General features: G+C 55.8%; 19 protein-coding genes and 2 rRNA genes. 16 read left to right on the top strand and 5 right to left on the bottom strand.

The genetic code is table 11. The annotated features are described in order from the left end of the window. The first annotated feature begins 290 nt into the window (after positions 1-290). The 4 genes from proV (at position 291) to proX (NHG65_RS20415) (ending at position 4,715) form a co-directional block, all read left to right on the top strand. Positions 291-1,493: a glycine betaine/L-proline ABC transporter ATP-binding protein ProV gene (gene proV / locus NHG65_RS20400; RefSeq protein WP_085118432.1), complete on the top strand. Its 1,203-nt coding sequence runs from the start codon at positions 291-293 to the stop codon at positions 1,491-1,493. After that, positions 1,486-2,604 (top strand): glycine betaine/L-proline ABC transporter permease ProW, encoded by a 1,119-nt coding sequence (gene proW, locus NHG65_RS20405; RefSeq protein ID WP_099062747.1) that lies wholly within the window; start codon positions 1,486-1,488, stop codon positions 2,602-2,604. The genes proV and proW overlap by 8 nt, the downstream gene beginning before the upstream one ends. Positions 2,605-2,666: 62 nt before the next feature. Next, positions 2,667-3,662, top strand: a complete 996-nt coding sequence (gene proX, locus NHG65_RS20410; RefSeq protein WP_207979493.1) for a glycine betaine/L-proline ABC transporter substrate-binding protein ProX — start codon at positions 2,667-2,669, stop codon at positions 3,660-3,662. Between the two features lie 51 nt (positions 3,663-3,713). After that, positions 3,714-4,715: a glycine betaine/L-proline ABC transporter substrate-binding protein ProX gene (proX, locus tag NHG65_RS20415; RefSeq protein WP_499182607.1), complete on the top strand. Its 1,002-nt coding sequence runs from the start codon at positions 3,714-3,716 to the stop codon at positions 4,713-4,715. Between the two features lie 37 nt (positions 4,716-4,752). Here proX (NHG65_RS20415) and NHG65_RS20420 read toward each other — a convergent pair whose 3' ends face one another. Next, positions 4,753-5,631, bottom strand: coding sequence for a LysR family transcriptional regulator (locus NHG65_RS20420; protein WP_099062750.1), 879 nt, complete (start codon positions 5,629-5,631; stop codon positions 4,753-4,755). A gap of 104 nt (positions 5,632-5,735) precedes the next feature. On the opposite strand from NHG65_RS20420, the gene NHG65_RS20425 reads away from it, so the two are divergent. From NHG65_RS20425 to emrB, 7 genes are all read left to right on the top strand, one after another. Further along, positions 5,736-6,935 (top strand): MFS transporter, encoded by a 1,200-nt coding sequence (locus tag NHG65_RS20425; RefSeq protein WP_099062751.1) that lies wholly within the window; start codon positions 5,736-5,738, stop codon positions 6,933-6,935. A gap of 118 nt (positions 6,936-7,053) precedes the next feature. Continuing rightward, positions 7,054-7,800: an AzlC family ABC transporter permease gene (locus tag NHG65_RS20430; RefSeq protein WP_129937462.1), complete on the top strand. Its 747-nt coding sequence runs from the start codon at positions 7,054-7,056 to the stop codon at positions 7,798-7,800. Then, positions 7,790-8,143 (top strand): L-valine transporter subunit YgaH, encoded by a 354-nt coding sequence (ygaH, locus tag NHG65_RS20435; protein ID WP_112348532.1) that lies wholly within the window; start codon positions 7,790-7,792, stop codon positions 8,141-8,143. Before NHG65_RS20430 ends, ygaH begins: the two co-directional genes overlap by 11 nt. Before the next feature lie 159 nt (positions 8,144-8,302). Beyond that, positions 8,303-8,824, top strand: a complete 522-nt coding sequence (gene mprA / locus NHG65_RS20440) for a transcriptional repressor MprA (protein WP_085118444.1) — start codon at positions 8,303-8,305, stop codon at positions 8,822-8,824. Between the two features lie 21 nt (positions 8,825-8,845). After that, a complete protein-coding gene (locus NHG65_RS20445) occupies positions 8,846-10,297 on the top strand; it encodes an efflux transporter outer membrane subunit (RefSeq protein ID WP_099062754.1) in 1,452 nt (483 codons plus the stop codon). Between the two features lie 25 nt (positions 10,298-10,322). Beyond that, complete coding sequence (emrA, locus tag NHG65_RS20450) at positions 10,323-11,495, top strand: multidrug efflux MFS transporter periplasmic adaptor subunit EmrA (protein WP_207979490.1); 1,173 nt, start codon at positions 10,323-10,325, stop codon at positions 11,493-11,495. Positions 11,496-11,512: 17 nt separating this feature from the next. Then, positions 11,513-13,048, top strand: coding sequence for a multidrug efflux MFS transporter permease subunit EmrB (gene emrB / locus NHG65_RS20455; protein ID WP_085118448.1), 1,536 nt, complete (start codon positions 11,513-11,515; stop codon positions 13,046-13,048). Positions 13,049-13,230: 182 nt separating this feature from the next. Here the strand turns inward: emrB and NHG65_RS20460 are convergent, their stop codons facing one another. After that, entirely contained in the window at positions 13,231-14,331 is a 1,101-nt protein-coding gene (locus NHG65_RS20460) for a tRNA/rRNA methyltransferase (protein ID WP_085118450.1), read from the bottom strand. Between the two features lie 208 nt (positions 14,332-14,539). Between NHG65_RS20460 and trxC the strand changes: the two genes are divergently transcribed. The 5 genes from trxC (at position 14,540) to NHG65_RS20485 (ending at position 20,385) form a co-directional block, all read left to right on the top strand. Continuing rightward, positions 14,540-14,959, top strand: a complete 420-nt coding sequence (gene trxC, locus NHG65_RS20465; protein WP_012146452.1) for a thioredoxin TrxC — start codon at positions 14,540-14,542, stop codon at positions 14,957-14,959. A 118-nt stretch (positions 14,960-15,077) separates the two neighbouring features. Continuing rightward, positions 15,078-15,782, top strand: coding sequence for a tRNA-uridine aminocarboxypropyltransferase (locus NHG65_RS20470; protein ID WP_499182608.1), 705 nt, complete (start codon positions 15,078-15,080; stop codon positions 15,780-15,782). Between the two features lie 33 nt (positions 15,783-15,815). Next, entirely contained in the window at positions 15,816-18,464 is a 2,649-nt protein-coding gene (locus NHG65_RS20475) for a bifunctional acetate--CoA ligase family protein/GNAT family N-acetyltransferase (RefSeq protein ID WP_207979488.1), read from the top strand. A gap of 153 nt (positions 18,465-18,617) precedes the next feature. Then, a complete protein-coding gene (gene pssA, locus NHG65_RS20480) occupies positions 18,618-19,973 on the top strand; it encodes a CDP-diacylglycerol--serine O-phosphatidyltransferase (protein ID WP_176980159.1) in 1,356 nt (451 codons plus the stop codon). 79 nt (positions 19,974-20,052) lie between these two features. Further along, a complete protein-coding gene (locus NHG65_RS20485; RefSeq protein ID WP_099062760.1) occupies positions 20,053-20,385 on the top strand; it encodes a YfiM family lipoprotein in 333 nt (110 codons plus the stop codon). Position 20,386: 1 nt separating this feature from the next. On the opposite strand, the gene NHG65_RS20490 is transcribed toward NHG65_RS20485, so the two are convergent. The 3 genes from NHG65_RS20490 to NHG65_RS20500 all read right to left on the bottom strand — a co-directional run bounded on the left by NHG65_RS20490 (position 20,387) and on the right by NHG65_RS20500 (position 25,058). Further along, positions 20,387-21,697 (bottom strand): MFS family transporter, encoded by a 1,311-nt coding sequence (locus NHG65_RS20490; protein ID WP_499182609.1) that lies wholly within the window; start codon positions 21,695-21,697, stop codon positions 20,387-20,389. Between the two features lie 234 nt (positions 21,698-21,931). After that, positions 21,932-22,047 (bottom strand): 5S ribosomal RNA (gene rrf, locus NHG65_RS20495). A gap of 102 nt (positions 22,048-22,149) precedes the next feature. Further along, positions 22,150-25,058, bottom strand: a 23S ribosomal RNA gene (locus NHG65_RS20500). Positions 25,059-25,247: the final 189 nt, after the last annotated feature.

Raw genomic sequence — 25,247 nt, forward strand, 5'->3', positions numbered from 1 at the left:
GGGTTTTTTATTGCCTGGCAAGAAGTCTCTGCGAGTAAATAATAGCGTTAATACAATGGGATTATTTTTACTTAAAACCAAGCGTTTACGGGGAATATCAAACGCAAATAATTGAATATTCACCGCACTACCATAACCAATAGAAATGTTGATGTAAATCGCTAATATCCCATTCAGCGGACATTGAGGGTTGTCTCAGATATCCACTGTGTTAGGGTATAGGGGACTATTATTTTCTATTGGGACATTTTTTATCGTTTGATAATTCATCAGAGGAAACAGCAAATTGCATGGCAATTAAACTCGAAGTAAAGAACCTGTATAAGATATTTGGCGAACACCCGGATCGCGCATTCAAACTGATTGAGAAAGGTCTGACAAAAGACCAACTGCTTGAAAAAACCGGGTTATCATTAGGCGTAAAAGACGCCTCTCTGGCCATTGAAGAAGGCGAGATATTTGTCATCATGGGGCTTTCCGGTTCCGGAAAATCCACCCTGGTACGCCTTCTCAATCGTCTGATAGAACCCACTCGCGGACAGGTGCTGATTGATGGCGAGGATATATCGAAAATATCCGACAGCGCACTGCGTACCGTACGTCGTAATAAGATCAGCATGGTGTTTCAATCATTCGCTTTAATGCCACATATGAATGTATTGAATAACACTGCATTTGGCATGGAATTAGCCGGCATTCCTCCCCAGGAACGCCTGGATAAAGCGCTGGAAGCCCTGCGTCAGGTCGGACTGGAGAATTATGCCCATGCTTATCCTGATGAACTTTCCGGTGGCATGCGTCAGCGCGTAGGATTAGCCCGCGCCATGGCAAATAATCCGGATATATTATTGATGGATGAAGCCTTCTCCGCGCTCGATCCCTTAATCCGTACCGAAATGCAGGATGAGCTGGTCAAATTACAGGCCCAGCATCAGCGCACCATCGTCTTTATTTCTCACGATTTGGACGAAGCTATGCGCATTGGCGATCGTATTGCCATTATGCAAGGCGGTGAGGTGATTCAGGTCGGCACGCCGGAGGAAATATTAAATAATCCGGCCAACGATTATGTACGTACCTTCTTCCGTGGCGTAGATGTCAGCCATGTTTTCAGCGCCAAGGATATCGCCAAGCGTCGTCCGGTGGCGCTTATTCGTAAAACCCCCGGTTTTGGTCCGCGGTCGGCGTTACAGCTGCTGCGCGATGAAGACCGTGATTATGGTTATGTTGTTGAACGCGGAAAGAAATTTATCGGCGTGGTGTCGGTAGATTCGCTCAAGCAGGCACTGGCGGCCAATCTGACGCTGGATGATGCCCTGCTGGAAGCGCCCGCCCCGGTACCGGCCGACATGCCGCTAAGCGAACTGATTTCATTGGTCGCTCTGGCGCCTTGCGCGGTACCTGTGGTCTGCGAAGAAAACAACTATATCGGAATCATTTCCAAGGCCATGCTGTTGCAGGCCCTGGATAAAGAGGGCCCAACGAATGAGTGATACAACACAAGATCCCTGGGCCACTGCGCCTGTCGACCCCAGTGCCGCACCGGCCGCTGACGCTGCAAACTCGGCAGCTCCCGCCGGCGATGCCTGGTCCAGCACGCCACCACCGGCGACCCATGACGCCGCCAGTCAGGCCGCTCAAGGCTCAGACTGGCTGAATAGCGCCCCGGTCCAGCCGGAGCACTTCAACCTGTTGGATCCGTTCCACAAGACCTGGATACCCTTTGACTCCTGGGTCACCCACGGCATTGATTGGCTGGTGCTGCACTTTCGCCCGCTGTTCCAGGGGATCCGCGTGCCGGTCGATTTCATCCTCAGCGGTTTTCAACAATTGCTGCTCGGTATGCCGGCTCCGATCGCCATTCTGCTGTTCTCGCTGATTGCCTGGCAGCTCTCCAGCCTCAGCATGGGTGCCGCTACGCTGGTCTCGCTGATAGCCATCGGCGCTATTGGTGCCTGGTCGCAGGCCATGGTGACGCTGGCGCTGGTATTGACCGCCCTGTTCTTCTGTATCGTCATAGGATTGCCGCTCGGCATCTGGCTGGCGCGCAGCAAGCACGCAGGCAAAATCATACGGCCGTTGCTTGACGCCATGCAGACCACGCCGGCCTTCGTCTATCTGGTGCCGATTGTCATGCTGTTCGGTATCGGTAACGTGCCCGGAGTCGTGGTCACCATTATCTTCGCCCTGCCGCCGATCGTGCGACTGACTATCCTGGGCATCAAACAGGTGCCGGAAGATCTGATCGAAGCCGCTGAATCCTTTGGTGCCAGCCCGCGCCAACTGCTGTTTAAAGTGCAGTTGCCACTGGCGATGCCGACCATTATGGCCGGGGTAAACCAAACGCTGATGCTGGCACTGTCGATGGTGGTGATCGCCTCGATGATCGCCGTCGGCGGTCTGGGCCAGATGGTGCTGCGCGGTATCGGTCGTCTCGATATGGGGCTGGCCGCCGTCGGCGGGGTCGGTATCGTGATCCTGGCGATTATTCTCGACCGCCTTACCCAGTCGCTGGGACGAGATCGCCGCAGCAAAGGCATGGGACGTTGGTACGCACACGGTCCCATCGGCCTGGTCACCCGGCCCTTCATCAAAAAGCCTTAATCGCCCTGCCCCCGGCGCTGGCCGGGGGCACCGACAGCACGAATAAAATCGAAGGAACCACTATGCGCTCGACAGGAATTTGGGCTTTAGCCCTGACTTCATTGCTTGGCACACAGGCGTTCGCCGTCGAACTTCCCGGCAAAGGCGTCACGGTTAAACCCTTGCAAAGCACCCTCGCCGAAGAAAGCTTCCAGACCGAGCTGGTCAACCGTGCGCTGGTCAAGCTGGGCTATAACGTCCAGCCCACCGCCGAGGTGGAATACAATATTGCCTATACCTCTATCGCTTCCGGTGATGCCACCTACATGGCGGTGAACTGGGATCCGCTGCAAACCGACATGTACCAAAGCGCCGGCGGCGACAAAAAGTTTTATCGCCAGGGTGCCTATATCACTAATGCGGCACAGGGTTATCTGATCGACAAGAAAACGGCCGATCAATACCACATCAGCGATATTTCCCAGTTGAAAGATCCCAAGCTGGCCAGGCTGTTTGATGCCGACGGTGACGGCAAGGCGGATCTGGCCGGCTGTGAGCCCGGCTGGGTGTGCGGCAGCGCGATCAACACCCATATCAAAGCCTATGGCCTGAGCAACAGGGTTACTCAAAACCAGGGTAACTACTCCGCCATCATCGCCGACACCCTGACCCGCTATAAACAGGGCAAACCGGTGCTGTACTTCACCTGGACGCCGTATTGGGTCAGCGACGAATTGGTGCCCGGCCGCGATGTGGTCTGGCTGACCGTGCCGTTCTCCGCCAGCCCGGGTTCGTTGAAAGACAAGGATACCGCGTTGCCGAACGGCAAAAATTACGGCTTCTTCGTCAATAACGAACACATCGTCGCCAACAAGCCGTGGGCGCAGGCCAACCCGGCGGCGGCCAAGCTGTTCGCCATCATGAAACTGCCGTTGGCGGACGTTAACGCGCAGAACCTGCGTATGCACAAGGGCGAGAACAGCGCCGACGATATACAACGCCACGTAGACGGCTGGATTAAAGCCCATCAGGCCACCTTTGATGGCTGGGTCAGCACCGCTGCTGCGGCAGCGAAATAATCCCGACGTGCCGGAAATCCCGGCTTCATAACATAAAAAAGGTATTTCACTATGCGCACTACAGGAATCTGGGCGGTTGCCCTTACCACATTGATTAGCTCACAGGCGGTCTTCGCCGCAGACTTGCCAGGCAAAGGCATCTCCGTTCAACCGGTGCAGAGCACCATCTCTGAAGAGACCTTCCAGACGCTGCTGGTCAGCAAAGCGCTGGAAAAGCTGGGCTATGACGTCAAGGAGACCCGTGAAGTCGACTATAACGTCGCTTACACCTCGATCGCTGCCGGCGATGCCACCTTCATGGCGGTGAACTGGCAGCCGCTGCACAATGATCAATACAAGGCCGCCGGCGGCGACGCTAAATTTTACCGCAAAGGCATTTACGTAGATAACGCTGCGCAGGGTTACCTGATCGACAAAAAAACCGCCGATAAATACCACATCACCAACATTGAGCAGTTGAAAGATCCGAAGATCGCCAAGCTGTTTGACACCAATGGAGACGGCAAGGCCGATCTGACCGGCTGTACGCCAGGCTGGGGTTGTGAAGCGGTGATTAATAATCACATCAAGGCCTACGGCCTGGATAAAACCGTCGAGCACAACCAGGGTAACTACGCGGCGATGATTGCCGATACCATTACCCGTTACAAAGAAGGCAAACCGATTCTGTACTACACCTGGACACCATACTGGCTCAGCGACGTGCTGGTCACGGGGCGCGACGTTGTCTGGTTACAGGTCCCCTTCTCCTCCCTGCCGGGCAGTCAGAAAGATATCGATACCAAGTTGCCTAACGGCGCTAACTATGGGTTCCCAGTAAGTGTCATGCGCATCGTTGCCAACAAAAAATGGGCTGAAGCCAACCCGGCGGCTGCCGAGCTGTTTGCCATCATGAAGCTGCCGATTAGCGATGTGAATGCGCAGAACCTGCGTATGCATGAAGGTCAGGCGTCCGAAGCCGATATCCAGAATCACGTTAACGGCTGGATCAAGGCACATCAGGCCACCTTCGACGGCTGGGTGAAAACCGCCGCAGAAGCCGCGAAGAAGTAATCACACCGGGGCGCAGGCCACTGCGCCCCGACTAGATTCATCCAGCAATATCAATCCCACTAAACTGCAAAAAACGCTCGGCGGTTCTGGACAGCGGCTGCGGCCATACGCAGTACACCTGTCGCCGTGGACCATCCTCAATCGGGATCGACACCAGCGAACTCAAACGCTGCGCCGTTGAGATGGGCACAATGCCAGCCGCCAGCCCACGCCGCACCAGATTCTCCAGCCATTCGATATGGTCAATTTCAAAACTGACATGCCGCTTGATGCCCGCCGCCTGAAACGCACGGTCGGTCTGCCGCCGGGCACCAGTCCCGCTGTAAAAGTCCACCAGCGGCACTTCTGACAGGGTTTGCAGATTGACCCGCTGACGACTGGCCAGCGGATGCTGCGTCGCCACCAGTGCCACCAGCGGCTCATCGGTGAGCTGCCGATGCGACACCGGCAGCATATCGATATCCCCCGGCCAGATACCGACAAACGCCACGTCCGTCTTTTGTTGGCGTACGTCCTCCAGCAATGCTTCGCTCATGCCCACGTACAGCCGGATATTCACCGCCGGATAATGGCGATGAAAGTTACCCAGTTTTTCGGTCAGATCAATCGCGTTTATGGTTGAAATGGTGCCGATAGTCAGGGTACCGGATACCGTGCCGCTGGCGGCAACCACCTCCTCCACCAGCGCCTGTTTCGCCGCCAGCAGCCGTTGCGCCGGTTGTATAAACGCCTGCCCGGCGGTGGTCAGTCTGACCCGACGCGAGGTGCGCTCGAACAATGTACAGCCCAGTTCCTCTTCCAGTTTGGCGATCTGGTGGCTGAGGGCCGACTGCACCGTATGGCAACGCTGTGCCGCCCGGGTAAAGCTCTGCTCTTCGGCTACCGCCAGCGCAAAGCGGATCTGTTTCAGGTTCATGGCATCTATCGCAAAATGAGATTGATCAAATGAAAATTATACATTGGTTTCACCGGCTGTCGTGCCCGATACTTCGGCTAACTTTTCCCTGTGATTAATATCTTATGAGCCAACAACATTCACAGTCGGGTCTCAGCCCGGCGCTGATCGTGCTGATCGCCATCGCCACCGGTCTGGCTGTCGCCAGTAACTACTACGCGCAACCGCTGCTGGAAACCATTGCACAAAACTTTGATCTGTCGGTGAATCAGGCCGGTTTTATCGTTACCGCCGCCCAGTTGGGTTATGCCGTTGGCCTGCTGTTGCTGGTACCGCTCGGCGATATGTTTGAACGCCGTGGGCTGATCGTCTTTATGACGCTGCTGGCCGCGGGCGGCATGCTGATCACCGCCAGCTCCACCACCTTGCCGATGATGATCCTCGGCACCGCGCTCACCGGGCTGTTCTCGGTAGTGGCGCAAATTCTGGTGCCACTGGCGGCCACCCTGGCCCATCCGGAGAAGCGCGGCAAAACCGTCGGCATTATTATGAGCGGCCTGCTGCTCGGCATTCTGCTGGCGCGCACCGTAGCCGGAGCGCTGGCGTCGATCGGCGGCTGGCGCACCATTTACTGGGTAGCCAGCGTGCTGATGATCCTGATGGCGCTGATCCTGTGGCGCGCACTGCCGCGTTACAAGCAGCATTCGGGGCTGAATTACCCGCAGTTGCTGAAATCTATCTTCACCCTGTTTTGCGGTACCCCCCTGCTACGTACCCGCGCGATACTCGGGGCACTGTCATTCGCCAACTTCAGCGTGCTGTGGACCTCGATGGCTTTTCTGTTGGCAGCACCGCCATTTGGTTATTCCGAAGGGGTGATTGGCCTGTTTGGCCTGGTAGGCGCTGCCGGTGCATTGGCGGCTTCACGAGCCGGGCATTTGGCGGATCAGGGTAAGGGCGGTTTAACCACCACCGTGGGCCTGGTACTGCTGCTGCTTTCCTGGATACCCATCGCTTTCGCTAAACAATCCTTGTGGGCGTTGATCGCCGGTATCCTGATCCTCGACCTGGCCGTACAGGCCGTACACGTCACTAACCAAAGCGTGATTTACCGGATTATGCCGGAAGCACGCAACCGTCTGACCGCCGGCTACATGACCAGCTATTTCATCGGTGGTGCGCTCGGCTCACTGCTGTCAGCCTCGGCTTATCAACATGCCGGCTGGACTGGCGTTGCCACCGCCGGGGGTATTTTGTGTCTGCTCAACCTGCTGACCTGGTGGCGCGGCAAGCATCATGATCCGCAAGGACCGGCGACGATCTGATTAGCAAGCGAATAGTCATAGTCGAAATTTATTAGCGCCGCAGGGTATAAACATTACTCACTCTCTGGTAATGTTCTGCAGATGAACTATTAATCTCTATCCTGCGACACTAATAAAAATGCAAAGCCAAGCTGCAGAAAGCCTTAATCCCCCTGCCGTCAGCTCTACCTTCACCCACGGCGTCGTCGACAGTTTACCGATCGTCATCGGCTATGTGCCGGTGGCTTTTGCCTTTGGCCTGAGCGCCGTTAAGCTGGGGTTCTCCCCGCTGGAAAGCATCTTCTTTTCCTGCATTATCTATGCCGGTGCCAGCCAGTTTGTGATCACAGCCCTGCTGAGTGCCGGAATGTCGCTGTGGGTTTCCGCGCTGACCGTGATGGCAATGGACATACGGCATCTGCTGTATGGCCCCGCCCTGCGCCACCGCATCGTTTCACGCATGTCGGGCGGCAAAACCGCACTCTGGGCCTTCGGCCTGACCGATGAGGTGTTCGCCGCCGCTACCGCCAAGCTGATGCGTAATAACCGCAGCTGGAGCGAGAACTGGATGATCGGTATTTCACTGTGCTCCTGGCTTTCCTGGGTAGCGGGCACCGCCATCGGTGCACTGTTCGGTAACGGGCCGCTGGAGCAATACCCGGTGATTGAAGCCTCGTTATCCTTTATGTTGCCGGCGCTGTTCCTCAGCTTCCTGTTGGCGGCCTTCAGGCGTCCGCAAAGTCTGACCATCGCCGCCGCACTGGCTGGCGCACTGCTCGGTGTGGTGCTGTTTTCTATTCCCGTCGCCATCTTGGCCGGCATCAGCGCCGGCTGTATTGCCGCCCTGTTCCAACCCAGCGTATCGGAGGCGATTGATGAACACTGATGTGGTGGTGATTGGCCTGGTGGTCGGTTGCGCAAATTACCTGTTTCGCTACTTACCCTTACGCCTGGCACCGGCGCGTGCCCAACCGGGGATCAAACGTGGCAAAACCGCACTGTTGCTCGACAGCATTGGTATCGCCTCCATTTGTGCGCTGCTGGTGGTTTCCAGCACGCCGGTGGTGATGCGCGAACCGGACAAGCTGTGGCCGACGCTGGTCGGTTTTGCCGCGCTGGGACTGTGCTTTTACCGCAGTAAAAGCATCATTCTGTCGACGTTGAGCGGCGCAGTCGCCTTTGGTATCACGTTAAAAATATTTATGATTCTCAGTTCAGCCAGCCTTTGATTTTGTCCATTGCCCCCATTCTGGGCTGTCGCTCGCGAAGGGGTCGTTGACAAATAACTTACAAATGACACGAATTGCTAAATTATTCGCATGGCTGAAGATTTACATTATTAATCACTATCGTTACTATCTCGAACGAAATTAATGAGGCCCCAAATTATGGAAAGCTCGTTTACTCCCATTGAACAAATGCTTAATTTCCGTGCAAAACGTCAGAAAGACTTTCCGTATCAGGAAATCCTGCTGACCCGGCTGTGCATGCACATGCAAAGCAAATTGCTGGAAAATCGCAATAAAATGCTTAAGGCACAAGGGATTAACGAAACCCTGTTTATGGCGCTGATTACTCTGGATGCGCAGGAAAGTCACAGCATTCAGCCTTCTGAGCTAAGCTCTGCCCTGGGCTCGTCACGGACCAATGCCACGCGGATTGCCGATGAACTGGAAAAACGCGGCTGGATTGAACGCCGGGAAAGCGACCATGACCGTCGTTGCCTGCATCTGCACATGACGCCGCAGGGAGAAGAGTTTCTCAACCAATTGCTGCCACCGCAGCACAAATGTCTGCATTTCCTGTGGTCCACGCTGAACGATGATGAACAGCAACAGCTGGAACAGCTGACGCGCAAACTGTTAACGCGTCTGGACCAGATGGAAGTTTCAGGACAGTTATCCCAATAATTTCTGTTCAGGTAACCGACTATGCGATCCCCGTTTAACTGGAGATTCACCCCGCTGTTCGCCGTATTGCTGCTGGCTGGGTGCGCCTCTACCGACAATATTGCCCCGCAATCCACCCTGATGGACTCGCAGAGCCTGCAACTGTCACAGCCGAAGGTCAGCTCGCTGAACGTTAGCCCACAGTGGTGGCGTTCGCTTAACGATCCTCAGCTCGACAGCCTGATGACCCAGACGCTGCAAAGCTCACCGACGCTGCGACAAGCGGCCGGTCGCGTGCGTGAAGCACAGAGCGTGGTGGGCGAAGCCAGCGCGGCCAACGGCCCGAATCTGGATCTGAACGCCAGCAGCAACCGCCAGAAAGTCCCGCAGAACGTCAACATGGGTCTGGGCTATCCACATAAGCCTATCTACGAGAGCTCCAACTCGCTGGGGCTGAACCTGGCCTATGAATTTGACTGGTGGGGTAAATACCGCAATCAGGTTAACGCCGCCAAGGCACAGGTCGATGCGGCCCGCGCCGAGCAGGAACAGGCTGCGCTGACGCTGACCAGTTCGGTAGCCTCGGCCTATTACCAGTTGCAGAGCAATTTCGCGCTGGAAAAACTGCTGCAACAAGAAGTGGACAACAACCAACGCCTGACGGATTTGCGTCAACAGCAATATAAAGCCGGCATCACCGGCGTTGATGTTCCACAGCAAAGCCAGGCGCAAGCCGACGGCGCCAAGCAGCAGATCCTGCAACTGCAATCGCAGATTGAACAACTTAGACACCAGTTGGCCGCGTTGGCCGGCCAGGGCCCGAGCGCTATGCAACACCTGCGCCCGGTGGCTCTGCCCGCCAGCACTCTGATGGCGCCAAAAGGTGAGCTGACTGCCGATCTGCTGGGTAAACGCCCGGATATCACCGCGCAACGTCAGTTGGTTGAATCCTATAACCAACGCGTCAGCGCCGCCCGTAAAGAATTTTACCCCAGCCTGACCATTTCAGCCTTTGCCGGCCTGACCACCACTAACACCAGTGGCACCAGCCCGAATCTGTTTGAAGCGGCCAGCCAGGCCTGGAACGTGATGCCGGCGATTTCATTGCCGATCTTCCACGCCGGTGCGCTGCGCAGCAAGCTGGGTGAGGAGTCCGCGCTGTATGACCAGGCGGTGGAGTCCTATAACCAAACTATCCTGAATGCCGTGCAGGAAACCGCCGATGCCATCACCGTCCAACAAAGCACTGCGCAACAGCAGCTGCAGGCGGCATCTGCGTCCCAATCGATGCAACAGGTGTACCGCGTCGCTAACGCTCGATACCAGGCAGGGATTATCGGGCGCGACCAGTTGTTAACCAGCCAGACGCAGCTCTTGCAGCAGCAACAGGCGGAACTGAATGCCAACAGCAACTTGCTGCAGGCGAAGATAGGACTGATCCGTGCGCTGGGCGGTGGCTATCAGGCCCCGGTCGCTGCGGATTCAAAAGCATAATAAAATTGAGAGCTTGGAGAACACCATGAGCGCAAGTGCGGAGACTCAGACCCCGCCACAACCGGCCGGCAAAAAGAAACAGCGTAAATTTTGGCTGCTGTTGCTGACGGTTATTTTCGTTGTTATTGGGGTGGCATATTTAGTGTATTGGTTCCTGGTGTTGCGTCATCATCAGGAAACGGACGACGCCTATGTGGCCGGCAACCAGGTGCAGATCATGGCCCAGGTGAACGGTAGCGTTAACAGCGTCAACTTCGACAATACCGACTACGTGAAGCAGGGGGATGTGCTGCTCACGCTGGATCCAACCGATGCCGAACAGGCGCTCGAACGCGCCAAAACCGGCCTGGCCAACAGCGTGCGTCAGACCCACCAGCTGATCATCAACAGCAAGCAGTATCAGGCCAACATTGCCTTGCGCAAGTCCGACCTGAGCAAAGCGGAGAACGACTTGAAACGCCGCGTGGTACTGGGCAGCCTTGACGCCATCGGCCGTGAAGAACTGCAACATGCGCGTGATGCGGTCGACAGCGCCAAGGCGGCGTTGGAAGTGGCGGTTCAACAATACAACGCCAACCAGGCGATGGTATTGAACACCCCGCTGGAGCAACAGCCGGCGATTCAACAGTCCGCTGCGCAAATGCGTGACGCCTGGCTGGCGCTGCAACGTACCAAAATCATCAGCCCGATCACCGGCTATGTGTCTCGCCGCAGCGTACAGGTTGGCGCGCAAATCGCCGCCGGTTCCCCGCTGATGGCGGTGGTCCCTGCCGAACACATTTGGGTGGACGCCAACTTCAAAGAAACCCAGATCGCCAATATGCGTATCGGTCAGTCGGCCACCGTGGTCAGTGACATTTACGGTGACGACGTGGTGTACAGCGGCAAAGTGGTCGGTATCGATATGGGCACCGGCAGCGCTTTCTCACTGTTGCCTGCACAGAACGCCACCGGTAACTGGATCAAGGTGGTTCAGCGTCTGCCGGTTCGTATTGAGCTGGACGCCAAACAAATCGCCGATCATCCGCTGCGTATTGGTTTGTCGACGCTGGTGAAAGTTGACACCACCAACCTGGATGGCCGCGTGCTGTCTGACGTGGTGCGTGACAAGCCGCTGTATCAGACCAACGCACTGGCGTTGAACCTGGCACCGGTTAACCAGATGATCGCCGACGTGATCCATGCGAATGCCGGCTAAGCGCGTGGGAGGCTACCTTGGCACAGAAACCGCTTGAAGGTGCCCAGCTCGCCTGGATGACGGTCGCGCTCGCCATGGCGACCTTTATGCAGGTACTGGACTCCACCATTGCCAACGTGGCGATCCCGACCATTGCGGGTAACCTCGGGTCTTCCAACTCGCAGGGTACCTGGGTGATCACCTCGTTTGGCGTGGCGAACGCCATCTCGATCCCAATTACCGGTTGGCTGGCAAAGCGCGTCGGTGAAGTGCGACTGTTCCTGTGGTCCACCGCGCTGTTCGTGCTCGCTTCCTGGCTGTGCGGTATTTCCAACAGTCTGGGCATGCTGATCTTCTTCCGCGTGATCCAGGGTGTGGTCGCGGGGCCGTTGATCCCGCTGTCGCAGAGTCTGTTGCTGAACAACTATCCGCCCGCCAAGCGAGCGATGGCCCTGGCGTTATGGTCAATGACGGTGATCGTCGCGCCCATATTCGGGCCTATCCTCGGCGGTTATATCAGTGACAACTATCACTGGGGCTGGATCTTCTTCATCAACATCCCGATTGGCGCCGTGGTGATCCTGGTGGCGATGTCGACGTTGAAAGGCAGGGAAACCAAAACCGAGATCAAACCGATCGACACCATCGGTCTGGTGTTGTTGATCGTCGGGATTGGTTCGCTGCAGGTGATGCTCGATCAGGGCAAGGAGCTGGACTGGTTCAACTCGACCGAGATAATAGTGCTGACGGTAGTGGCGGTGGTGGCGCTGGTGTTCCTGATAATCTGGGAGCTAACGGACGACCACCCGGTGGTGGATCTGTCGCTGTTCAAGTCGCGCAACTTTACCGTCGGCTGCCTGTGTATCAGCCTGGCCTATATGCTGTACTTCGGCGCCATTGTGCTATTGCCGCAGTTGCTGCAGGAGGTGTATGGCTATACCGCCACCTGGGCGGGGCTGGCTTCGGCACCGATCGGATTGATACCGGTCTTGCTGTCGCCGATCATCGGTAAGTTCGGTAACCGGCTCGACATGCGTCGACTGGTAACCTTCAGCTTCATTATGTATGCCGTGTGCTTCTACTGGCGCGCCTATACGTTTGAACCGGGAATGGACTTTGGTGCCTCGGCCTGGCCGCAGTTTGTCCAGGGCTTCGCCATCGCCTGCTTCTTTATGCCATTGACCACCATTACGCTGTCCGGCCTGCCGCCGGAACGTATGGCAGCGGCATCGAGCCTGTCGAACTTTACCCGTACGCTGGCGGGGTCGATCGGGACGTCGATCACCACCACCCTGTGGACGCAACGCGAGTCGCAGCATCACTCGCAGCTGGCGGAGTTTGTGAATCCTTACAGCCCGCAGTCGCAGGACATGTACCGGCAACTGGAACAGATTGGCATGAGCAAGCAGCAGGCATCGGCCTATATCGCCAACGAGATCACCGCGCAGGGGCTGATTATCTCGGCTAACGAGATATTCTGGCTGTCGGCTGGGGTGTTCCTGATCCTACTGGCGCTGGTCTGGGTGGCGAAACCGCCATTCAGCTCCGGCGGTGGGGGCGGCGGCGCTCACTAAACAGCAGAAAACAAAACGGGCGCCCTGAGGCGCCCGTTTTTTATGACATATTATGTATACCCTATGAATTTCAAGTTGTAGCTAGGCGACCAACTCACTCATCCCCAGGCGCTTACTCTAGTAAGTGACTGGGGTGAGTTAGTGCAGGTAACAACGCTGCGGCTTGAAAGGCGACGGGTATATCAAGCTTGGTTTTGACGCCACCAGTCAGCCAGCAAAATGCCGGTCGCGACCGATACGTTCAGACTTTCCACCTTGCCGGTACCGCCGATAGACACGTTCATGTCACCCTGCTGCCAGGCACTGTCGCTCAGGCCGTCACGCTCCTGACCCAGTACCAGCACCATTTTGGCCGGCAGTTTAGCCTGCGCCAGTGGGGTCCCTTTGTGGCTCGAGGTAGTGACGATGGCGTAACCCGCCTTGCGGAAGGTATCCAGCACCGACAGGAAATCATCGGCGTTAATTGCCTTGATGTGTTCCGCGCCGCCTTCAGCCGTACGCACCGCTGCGCCAGACTCCAGCACCGCCGGATCCTGCAGCAATACGCCGTTAACGCCAAAGTGAGCGCAAGAACGGACAATAGCACCCAGGTTGTGCGGGTTACCCACTTCTTCCAGCGCCAGCACGCAGTCTTTCGCCGGAGCTTCTTTCAGATAGGTTTGCGCATCCAGACCCTGGCGCTTCTTAATCAGGAAGCAGACGCCGCCGTGGTGTTCGGTGCCGGACGCTTTGGCCAGCTCTTCTTCATCCACCACGTGGTAGGCTTTGCGGTTCGCCGCCATCCAGCGCAGTGCTTCACGAAAACGTGGCGTGACCGACTGTACGAACCAGGCGCGGACGATAGCATCCGGGCGGCTGGCGAACAGGGCCTGACAGGCGTTTTCACCGTAAACGCGCGTTTCTTCCGCACGCTGACGACGCAACTGCTCTGGATCGATAAAGCTTTTACCGCTGATGCCACCGTGATCAAACGCCGGCTCTTCTTCCGGGCCACGTGACACGGTTTTCCACGGCGAATCATAACCGCCACGGTCTTCAGTGTGCGCTGGACGGCGAGGACGATCGCTTTCACTGCGGCGGGAATCAGTGCCAGAGCCACGGCGATCATTATTACCGCGCGGCTTGTCCTGACCGGTACGGCCCGAAGTGCGCGCACCGTCTGCCGGACGGCCTTTGCCGGCCGGACGCTTATTCTTGTTACGGTCGTCGCTGCTGCTGTCGTCGTCACTGCGGACGTACATCACTTTAACTTTACCGTTCTTGCCACTAAATGAATCGTTCATTTTCTTCTCCACCAACGCGCAGGGCGCGAAGATTACCTGATGTTAGGGTGCTAAGCCACCTACTTGCGCTAAAAGCTAACAACTATCGTATTCATCGAACAAACCTCTTTGTTCATTGCCCCACTTTTAACGATAATAAGCAGCATTAAAGAAACATATCCGCAACCCGAGTGCGGTGTGTCGTGCTTTCTCAGTATCCGAGGCCATCATGAATACAGTTTGTCCAGCTTGTAATGCTACCAACCGCGTCCCTGAAGAACGAGTGGCTGACGGTGCGAAATGCGGCCGTTGTGGCCATGCGCTCTTTGACGGCGAGGTAATCAACGCCACCGCTGCCACTCTGGACTCGCTGTTGCAAGATGGCCTGCCGGTAGTGGTCGATTTTTGGGCGCCGTGGTGCGGGCCTTGCGTCAGTTTTGCCCCGATCTTCGAAGACGTCGCCGAAGAGCGCGCCGGCAAAGTCCGCTTCGTGAAGGTGAATACCGAGGCCGAACCGGAACTGAGCGCCCGCTTCCGCATTCGCAGCATCCCGACCATTATGCTGTTCCGCGAAGGGAAAATGGTCGATATGCTCAACGGCGCCATGCCGAAAACGCCGTTCGATAACTGGCTCAATGAACTAGTTTAACGCAGAAAGTATAGGCGGTGTTGCCCATTGTGGATGACACCGTCAGGATCCAATCCAGCCCGAATGCTCCCGTCGGGCTTTTTTCTGCGTTACAATGGCGGTTTTCCCCGAGATCTTTATGACCGACAACGCCGTACTTCGCCTGCGCAAAATTCGCCTGGAACGCTCTACCCGCCCCTTTCTGGCGCGTGGCAACCGCGTACCGCGTTGTCAGGGCTGCCTGCTGCCCCATAAGAACTGCCTGTGTGACACTATTCAGCCGCAGCCGGCCGCCAGCCGTTTTTGCCTGATCATGTTTGGTGCAGAGCCGCTGAAGCCGAGCAATACCGGCCGACTGATCGCCGATATTCTGCCGGAGACTCAGGCATTTCTTTGGTCGCGCACCGAAGTAGACCCAGCCCTGCTGGCGGCAATTAACGATCCCGAACGCCAGCCTTACGTGGTGTTTCCCGCGTCCTATGCCGCCCCCGAGCGGCCAGTGTTCAGCGAACTGCCCGCCGGTGGCAAACCACCGCTGTTTATTATGCTCGACGGCACCTGGACCGAGGCGAGCAAAATGTTCCGTAAAAGCCCGTACCTCAATCAGTTCCCGGTGTTCTCACTCAACGTGACCGCCGCTTCCAACTACCAACTGCGCGAAGCCAGCCGCACCGAGCAGCACTGCACGGCCGAAGTGGCGACAGCGCTGTTGCAGCAGGCCGGTGATGTGGCCGCCGCCGACGGGCTGGCCCAGCATTTTCACTATTTCCGTCAACAGTATCTGGCAGGGAAACCTACCCGACCGGAGGCACCGGTCACAGCAAAGCCGTCGCAAAACGCCTAGAATCAGGCGTAACGTTGCCTAAAGGAGTCGTGCATGAGCCAGCGAGGGTTAGAAGCGCTTTTACGTCCTAAATCGATTGCCGTTCTCGGCGCTTCACAACAGCCCGGCCGCGCCGGTAACCTGATGATGAGCAACCTGCTGGCCGGTGGCTTCAACGGGCCGGTGATGCCGGTGACGCCACGCTACAAGGCCGTGTGCGGTGTCATGGCCTACCCGGACGTCGCCAGCCTGCCAATCAGCCCCGATTTGGCGATACTTTGCACCCACGCACAGCGCAACCTGGCACTGATTGAAGATCTGGGCCAACGCGGCTGCAAAACCGCCATTGTGCTCTCCTCCCCGCCGGAACAGTTTGCCGAGCTGAAAGCCTGCGCACAGCGTTATTCGATGCGCCTGCTGGGGCCAAACAGTCTGGGCCTGCTGGCACCGTGGCAAGGCATCAACGCCAGTTTCTCACCGGTGCCCATCCTCAAGGGCAAGCTGGCGTTTATTTCCCAGTCCGCCGCCGTGGCCAATACCATTCTCGACTGGGCGCAACAGCGTGAAGTCGGCTTTTCCTATTTTATCGCGTTGGGTGACAGCCTGGATATTGACGTCGACGACCTGCTGGATTTTCTGGCGCGCGACAGTAAAACCAGCGCCATCCTGCTGTACCTGGAAAATATCAGCGACGCGCGGCGCTTTTTATCCGCCTCGCGCAGCGCTTCACGCAACAAGCCGATTCTGGTGGTTAAAAGCGGGCGCAGCCAGCAGGCCCAACTGTTGCTCAACAGCCAACAGGGGTTGGATGCCGCCTACGATGCCGCCATCCAGCGCGCCGGTTTGTTGCGCGTGCAGGATACCCACGAGTTGTTCTCGGCAGTAGAAACCCTGAGCCATATGCACCCGCTGCGCGGAGAGCGGTTGATGATCGTCAGCAACGGCGCCGCACCGGCCGCGATGGCCCTGGACGAACTGCTGGGCCGCAACGGCAAGCTGGCACAGTTAGGGGACGAAATTCTGGCTCAGCTTGGTGAGGCTTTGCCCGAGTTTATCCATGCGGGTAATCCAATCGATCTGCGCGATGATGCGACGCCACAACGTTATCTGGCGGCGGTCAAAACGCTGCTCGACAGCCATGATTACGACGCCCTGCTGCTGATCCACGCGCCAAGCGCAGCGGCCCCGGGCACTCTCACCGCCGAACGGATTATCGAGGCTGTACGCCAACACCCACGTGGCAAACGTATTACGCTGCTCACCAACTGGTGCGGCGAATACTCTTCGCAGGAAGCCCGGCGACTGTTTACCGAGGCCGGGATTCCAACCTACCGTACCCCGGAAGGCGCGGTGACCGCGTTTATGCATATGGTGGAATATCGCCGTAATCAGAAACAGCTCAAAGAGACGCCGGCACTCCCGGTCGGCCTGACCGCCAACACCGCCGATGCCCATAGGCTGATTCAGCAGGCGCTGGCCGAAGGCGCTACTCAGCTCGATACCCACGAGGTGCAGTCCATTCTGCAGGCCTATGACCTGACGACACTACCGACCTGGATTGCCGAAGACAGCGCCGAAGCGGTGCATATAGCCGAACAAATTGGCTACCCGGTTGCCTTAAAGCTGCGTTCGCCGGATATTCCCCATAAGTCTGAAGTCCAGGGCGTTATGCTCTATTTGCGCACCGCCACCGAGGTGCAGCGTGCCGCAGAGGCTATTCTCGACCGCGTAAAACGCACCTATCCACAGGCGCGTATTCATGGCCTGCTGGTACAGAGCATGGCCAACCGCGCCGGCGCTCAGGAATTGCGTATAGCGGTGGAACAGGATGCCATTTTTGGCCCACTGATCATGCTGGGTGAAGGCGGCATCGAATGGCGGCAGGAAAATCAGGTCGCAGTGGCGTTACCACCGCTGAATATGGCGCTGGCGCGCTATCTGGTATTGCAGGCAGTGAAAGGCGGCAAGATCCGCGGGCGCAGTGCCCTGAGACCTCTGGATATTCCCGGACTGAGCCGCCTGCTGGTTCAGGTATCCAACCTGATCCTCGACTGCCCGGAAATCACCCGACTGGATATCCACCCGGTACTGGCCTCCGGCAGCGAATTCACCCTGCTGGACGTTTCCATGCAGCTTGCTCCCTTTGAGGGTGACCCGCAGGCACGGCTGGCCATCCGCCCCTATCCTCATGAGCTGGAAGAGACCATTGGCTTGAAAGACGGCTCACAATGCCTGTTCCGGCCAATCCTGCCGGAGGATGAACCTGCGCTGAAACACTTTATCGATCGCGTGACCAAGGAAGATCTCTACTATCGCTACTTCAGTGAGATCAACGAGTTTACCCATGACGATTTGGCTAACATGACGCAGATCGACTACGATCGGGAGATGGCTTTTGTCGCCGTGCGCGATGAACAGATCATCGGTGTAACGCGCGCTCTGTCTGATCCGGACAATACCGACGCGGAATTCGCCGTGCTGGTGCGCTCCGACCTGAAAGGGCTGGGACTGGGCCGTCAACTGCTGGAAAAAATGATTGCCTATGCCCGTGCCCACGGGCTGACCCGTCTGACCGGGATCACCATGCCAAACAACCGCGGCATGATAGGACTGGCACAACGGCTGGGCTTCGGTATCGATGTGCAACTGGAGGACGGTATCGTCAATTTGACCCTGCCGCTACAGGCGGAAGAAGCGCAGTGACCTGTGTCGCAATGCGCTACGAATCCACCACTTAACGCCAAAACATACGCACAATCGAGGCAACTAGTGGTATTATCGCCCGATTATTCGATTTATTGTTTTTCCGTATTTGGCGTTCAGGCCATCTAATCATGAGAGAAGAAGCGCACTGTGATGTTGTCAAAATTTAAACGTAGCAAACATCAACAACACCTTGCACAACTGCCCAAACTCCCCCAGACGGTAGCTGATGTACGCACTTTGTACACGCCGTCTGATTACCGCGCCACCCTGCTGGAATTAATCGCTAACGCCACCCAACGCATTTATCTGGTCGCTCTGTATCTGGAGCACGACGACGCCGGGCGCGATATTCTCAACGCACTTTATCAGGCGAAGCAGCGGTGTCCCGAGCTGGAGATTTGCATTCTGGTCGACTGGCATCGCGCCCAGCGTGGGCGCATCGGTGCCGCGGCCGCCAATACCAATGCCGACTGGTACTGCGCCATGGCAGACCAGCATCCGGGGTTGCCCGTGCCAATCTACGGCGTGCCGGTCAATACCCGTGAAGCCTTGGGCGTGTTGCATCTGAAAGGTTTTGTTGTCGACGATACCGTGATTTACAGCGGTGCCAGTATCAACGACGTTTACCTGCATCAGCATGAGAAATACCGCTACGATCGCTACCAGTTGATCACCAACAACCCGTTGGCCAATACCCTGATCGATTACATCAAACAGCACCTGCTCACCGCCGGCGCCGTACAACGTTTGGATCGTGACGATCGCCCCAAAAGCCCAGAGATCAAAAACGAAACTCGCCTGTTTCGCTTCGGCCTGCGCCGCGCCGGCTATCAGTTTAGTAACAAGGCGAGCAACGATGAGCTGGCGGTAACGCCGCTGGTTGGCCTGGGTAAACAAAGCGTGCTGAATAAAACCATTCACCACCTGATGTCCAGCGCCGATCAGAAACTGACGCTGTGTACTCCCTACTTCAACCTGCCTGCGTTGTTGGTGCGCAATATCATCTATCTGCTGCGTCAGGGCAAACAGGTGGAAATCATTGTCGGTGATAAAACCGCTAATGACTTCTATATTCCGGAAGATCAGCCGTTCAAAATTATCGGCGCGCTGCCTTACCTGTACGAAATTAACCTGCGACGCTTTCTCAGCCGCCTGCAGCGTTATGTCGATACCGGCCAGCTGATTGTTCGGCTGTGGAAAGACGGCGATAACAGCTACCACCTGAAAGGCATGTGGGTGGATGACGAATGGCAGTTGATTACCGGCAATAACCTTAACCCGCGCGCCTGGCGGTTGGATCTGGAGAATGCCATTCTGATCCACGATCCCAAGCAGGAACTGCGTGAGCAGCGACACAAAGAGCTCGAGTGCATCCGTACCCATACCACCGTGGTAGGGCACTACCTGGACTTGCAAAGCATCCAGGAATATCCGATCAAAGTGCGTAAGTTGATCCGTCGTCTGCGCCGTATCCGCATCGACCGATTGATTAGCCGTATACTGTAACCGCGCTATAATTCAGCTATCGCAGACCCCGGCCCATGCCGGGGTTTTTTATGTGTCATGACAACAGGATGTTTTCATTATGCGTCTACTCCGCTGCCTGGCTGTGTTGCCCTTTTTACTGTTCACCAGCGGTTGCACACATCTGGCCAATGACCGTTGGACCGGGAAGGACAAGGCTCAGCATTTTGTCTCTTCCGCCGTCTTTGCCGCCGCCGGTGCCGCTTATGGTGACCATCAAAACTGGAGTGAGACCAGCAGCCGTAGCTTCGGCCTGATGTTCTCGATCGGGCTCGGTGCCGCCAAAGAACTGTATGACAGTCGCGAGGGCGGCACCGGCTGGAGCTGGAAGGATTTTGCCTGGGATGTGGCGGGAGCGGCTACCGGTTATAGCCTGTACCAGGCTACCCGCTGATTCACAGTTGGATCTCTTTCCCCCTGCGATGCAAGCGGAGCGAAACGATCAGTGCCAACAGACACATGCCGGAAACATACCAGAAGAAGGCGTTCTCGATGCCGTACGACTTCAGCGACAGCGCAACATATTCTGCAGATCCGCCAAACATCGCGTTAGCCACCGCATAAGACAGACCAACACCTAACGCCCGCACTTCCGGCGGGAACATTTCGGCTTTCAGCAACCCACTGATTGAGGTATAGAAACTGACGATGAACAACGCCAGCACGATCAGGCCAAACGCCGCATAGGGGTTGGTGACGTTTTTCAGCGTCAGCAGGATTGGTACCGTCAGTAAGGTGGCGAACGAAGCAAAGATCAGCATTGAACTACGACGACCAATCTTATCCGATAATGCCCCAACCAGCGGCTGTAGCAGCATATAGATAAACAGGGCAGCGGTCATAATACCGCTGGCCAGCTTGGCATCCATCCCCGAGGTATTGACCAGATACTTTTGCATATAGGTGGTAAAAGTATAAAAACTCAGCGAGCCCCCGGCGGTAAAGCCCAGCACCATCAGGAAGGCCTTGCGATTCTTCCACAGCCCTTTCAGCGAACCGGCATCCTTATGGTTACGGGTTTTAGCATCGGAAGTTTCATTCAGTGAGCGGCGCAGATATAACGCCACTACGGCCAATACCGCCCCTATTGCAAAGGGAACACGCCAGCCCCAGGCTTTGAGTTCTTCAGTCGAAAGGATTTGCTGCAGTGCCACCAGAACCAGCAGCGCCAACAGCTGGCCGCCAATCAGCGTGGCATATTGGAACGATGCATAGAAGCCACGCCGCCCTTTTATGGCTACCTCACTCATGTAGGTGGCACTGGTGCCGTATTCGCCGCCAACCGACAGCCCCTGGAACAGGCGGGCAACCAGCAGCAGCACCGGCGCCCAACTGCCGATCGACTCATAGGTCGGTAAGCAGGCGATCACCAGGGATCCAGCGCACATCATACAGACTGAAATCAACATCGAGTTTTTACGGCCATGCTTATCGGCAATATAACCGAATAACCAGCCGCCGATCGGACGCATAAAGAAACCTGCGGCAAACACACCGGCGGTTTGCAGCAGTTGGGTAGTACTGTTGCCGGCAGGGAAAAATGAAGCGGCAAAGTAAATAGAACAGAACGAGTAGACATAAAAATCAAACCACTCCACCAGGTTCCCGGATGAAGCCCCAACAATCGCGAAAATACGTTTCTTTTTGTCCTGAACGGCCAGACCGGCGGTATCCCCATCCTCAATGGTCGAGGTTGTTTCTGTCATTTTATATTCTCCGAGCCAGATAAACAGTGAAGTCGGCGTCCTGCCGTTTAAATGTGATTTAATTGTTAGTATTTAGTTAACGATTAAAACAAATAGCGGGCGAAGAATATAGCGTGATTTATGTGATGCACATTGAAGACTGGGGTGAAAATTGAGGAGAATGGCGGCAATTCTTTCTTTCGCACACAGCAAAAAGCCCCATGCTTTCGCATGAGGCTTTCGACTTTAATTAATGCCTGGCAGTGTCCTACTCTCGCATGGGGAGACCCCACACTACCATCGGCGCTACGGCGTTTCACTTCTGAGTTCGGCATGGGGTCAGGTGGGACCACCGCGCTATTGCCGCCAGGCAAATTCTGTTTCATTCCAACCGCCACTCGCGTAGCCATCAGAACCAATCTCGGAACATTCGCTGAAAATCTACTCTCAAATCAAAACACTTTTGGTGTTGTAAGGTTAAGTCTCACGGATCATTAGTACTGGTTAGCTCAATGCATCGCTGCACTTACACACCCAGCCTATCAACGTCTTAGTCTTAAACGTTCCTTCAGGGGGATCAAGTCCCCAGGGAAGACTCATCTCGAGGCAAGTTTCGCGCTTAGATGCTTTCAGCGCTTATCTTTTCCGCACTTAGCTACCGGGCAATGCCATTGGCATGACAACCCGAACACCAGTGGTGCGTTCACTCCGGTCCTCTCGTACTAGGAGCAACCCCTCTCAATCTTCCAACGCCCACGGCAGATAGGGACCGAACTGTCTCACGACGTTCTAAACCCAGCTCGCGTACCACTTTAAATGGCGAACAGCCATACCCTTGGGACCTACTTCAGCCCCAGGATGTGATGAGCCGACATCGAGGTGCCAAACACCGCCGTCGATATGAACTCTTGGGCGGTATCAGCCTGTTATCCCCGGAGTACCTTTTATCCGTTGAGCGATGGCCCTTCCATTCAGAACCACCGGATCACTAAGACCTACTTTCGTACCTGCTCGAGCCGTCACTCTCGCAGTCAAGCTAGCTTATGCCTTTGCACTAACCTCACGATGTCCGACCGTGATTAGCTAACCTTCGTGCTCCTCCGTTACTCTTTGGGAGGAGACCGCCCCAGTCAAACTACCCACCAGACACTGTCCTCACCCCGGATTACGGGGCCGAGTTAGAACATCAAACATTAAAGGGTGGTATTTCAAGGTTGGCTCCACGCAGACTGGCGTCCACGCTTCAAAGCCTCCCACCTATCCTACACATCAAGGCTCAATGTTCAGTGTCAAGCTATAGTAAAGGTTCACGGGGTCTTTCCGTCTTGCCGCGGGTACACTGCATCTTCACAGCGAGTTCAATTTCACTGAGTCTCGGGTGGAGACAGCCTGGCCATCATTACGCCATTCGTGCAGGTCGGAACTTACCCGACAAGGAATTTCGCTACCTTAGGACCGTTATAGTTACGGCCGCCGTTTACTGGGGCTTCGATCAAGAGCTTCGCCTTGCGGCTGACCCCATCAATTAACCTTCCAGCACCGGGCAGGCGTCACACCGTATACGTCCACTTTCGTGTTTGCACAGTGCTGTGTTTTTATTAAACAGTTGCAGCCAGCTGGTATCTGCGACTGGCTTCAGCTCCGAGAGCAAGTCTCTTCACCTACGCGCCAGCGTGCCTTCTCCCGAAGTTACGGCACCATTTTGCCTAGTTCCTTCACCCGAGTTCTCTCAAGCGCCTTGGTATTCTCTACCTGACCACCTGTGTCGGTTTGGGGTACGATTTGATGTTACCTGATGCTTAGAGGCTTTTCCTGGAAGCTTGGCATCAACTACTTCTGCACCGTAGTGCATCGTCATCACGCCTCAGGGTTGAATAAGTAACCGGATTTACCAAGTCACTCCCCCTACACGCTTAAACCGGGACAACCGTCGCCCGGCTAGCCTAGCCTTCTCCGTCCCCCCTTCGCAGTAACACCGAGTACAGGAATATTAACCTGTTTCCCATCGACTACGCCTTTCGGCCTCGCCTTAGGGGTCGACTCACCCTGCCCCGATTAACGTTGGACAGGAACCCTTGGTCTTCCGGCGAGCGGGTTTTTCACCCGCTTTATCGTTACTTATGTCAGCATTCGCACTTCTGATACCTCCAGCAACCCTCACAGGCCACCTTCAACGGCTTACAGAACGCTCCCCTACCCAACAACGCCTAAGCGTCGCTGCCGCAGCTTCGGTGCATGGTTTAGCCCCGTTACATCTTCCGCGCAGGCCGACTCGACCAGTGAGCTATTACGCTTTCTTTAAATGATGGCTGCTTCTAAGCCAACATCCTGGCTGTCTATGCCTTCCCACATCGTTTCCCACTTAACCATGACTTTGGGACCTTAGCTGGCGGTCTGGGTTGTTTCCCTCTTCACGACGGACGTTAGCACCCGCCGTGTGTCTCCCGTGATAACATTCTTCGGTATTCGGAGTTTGCATCGGTTTGGTAAGCCGGGATGGCCCCCTAGCCGAAACAGTGCTCTACCCCCGAAGATGAGTTCACGAGGCGCTACCTAAATAGCTTTCGGGGAGAACCAGCTATCTCCCGGTTTGATTGGCCTTTCACCCCCAGCCACAAGTCATCCGCTAATTTTTCAACATTAGTCGGTTCGGTCCTCCAGTTAGTGTTACCCAACCTTCAACCTGCCCATGGCTAGATCACCGGGTTTCGGGTCTATACCTTGCAACTATTCGCCCAGTTAAGACTCGGTTTCCCTACGGCTCCCCTATACGGTTAACCTTGCTACAAAATATAAGTCGCTGACCCATTATACAAAAGGTACGCAGTCACCCAACTAGTAGGCTCCCACTGCTTGTACGTACACGGTTTCAGGTTCTATTTCACTCCCCTCGCCGGGGTTCTTTTCGCCTTTCCCTCACGGTACTGGTTCACTATCGGTCAGTCAGGAGTATTTAGCCTTGGAGGATGGTCCCCCCATATTCAGACAGGATGTCACGTGTCCCGCCCTACTCATCGAACTCACAATTAATGCATTTTAGTGTACGGGACTATCACCCTTTACTGTGCGACTTTCCAGACGCTTCCACTAACACAAGAACTGATTCAGGTTCTGGGCTCCTCCCCGTTCGCTCGCCGCTACTGGGGGAATCTCGGTTGATTTCTTTTCCTCGGGGTACTTAGATGTTTCAGTTCCCCCGGTTCGCCTCATACGACTATGTATTCATCGTATGATAGTGCAACGAATTGCACTGGGTTTCCCCATTCGGGTATCGCCGGTTGTAACGGTTTATATCACCTTACCGACGCTTATCGCAGATTAACACGCCCTTCATCGCCTCTGACTGCCTAGGCATCCACCGTGTACGCTTAGTCACTTAACCTCACAACCCAAAAGTGTTTCCACCTTCGTGCTGCTACATTTGAGAGACTCTATGACAGGTTAGTCCTTACTCCAGTACTTCTACGGAGGAGTAAGTTTCAGCTGTCATGTTTCAATTTTCAGCTTGTTCCAGATTGTTAAAGAGCAAAATCTTAAACGTGATTCTTGCGAATCAGTTTTAAGATTTTTT

The sequence above is a fragment of the Serratia myotis genome, assembly GCF_027474885.1.
Taxonomy (GTDB): Bacteria; Pseudomonadota; Gammaproteobacteria; order Enterobacterales; family Enterobacteriaceae; genus Serratia; species Serratia proteamaculans.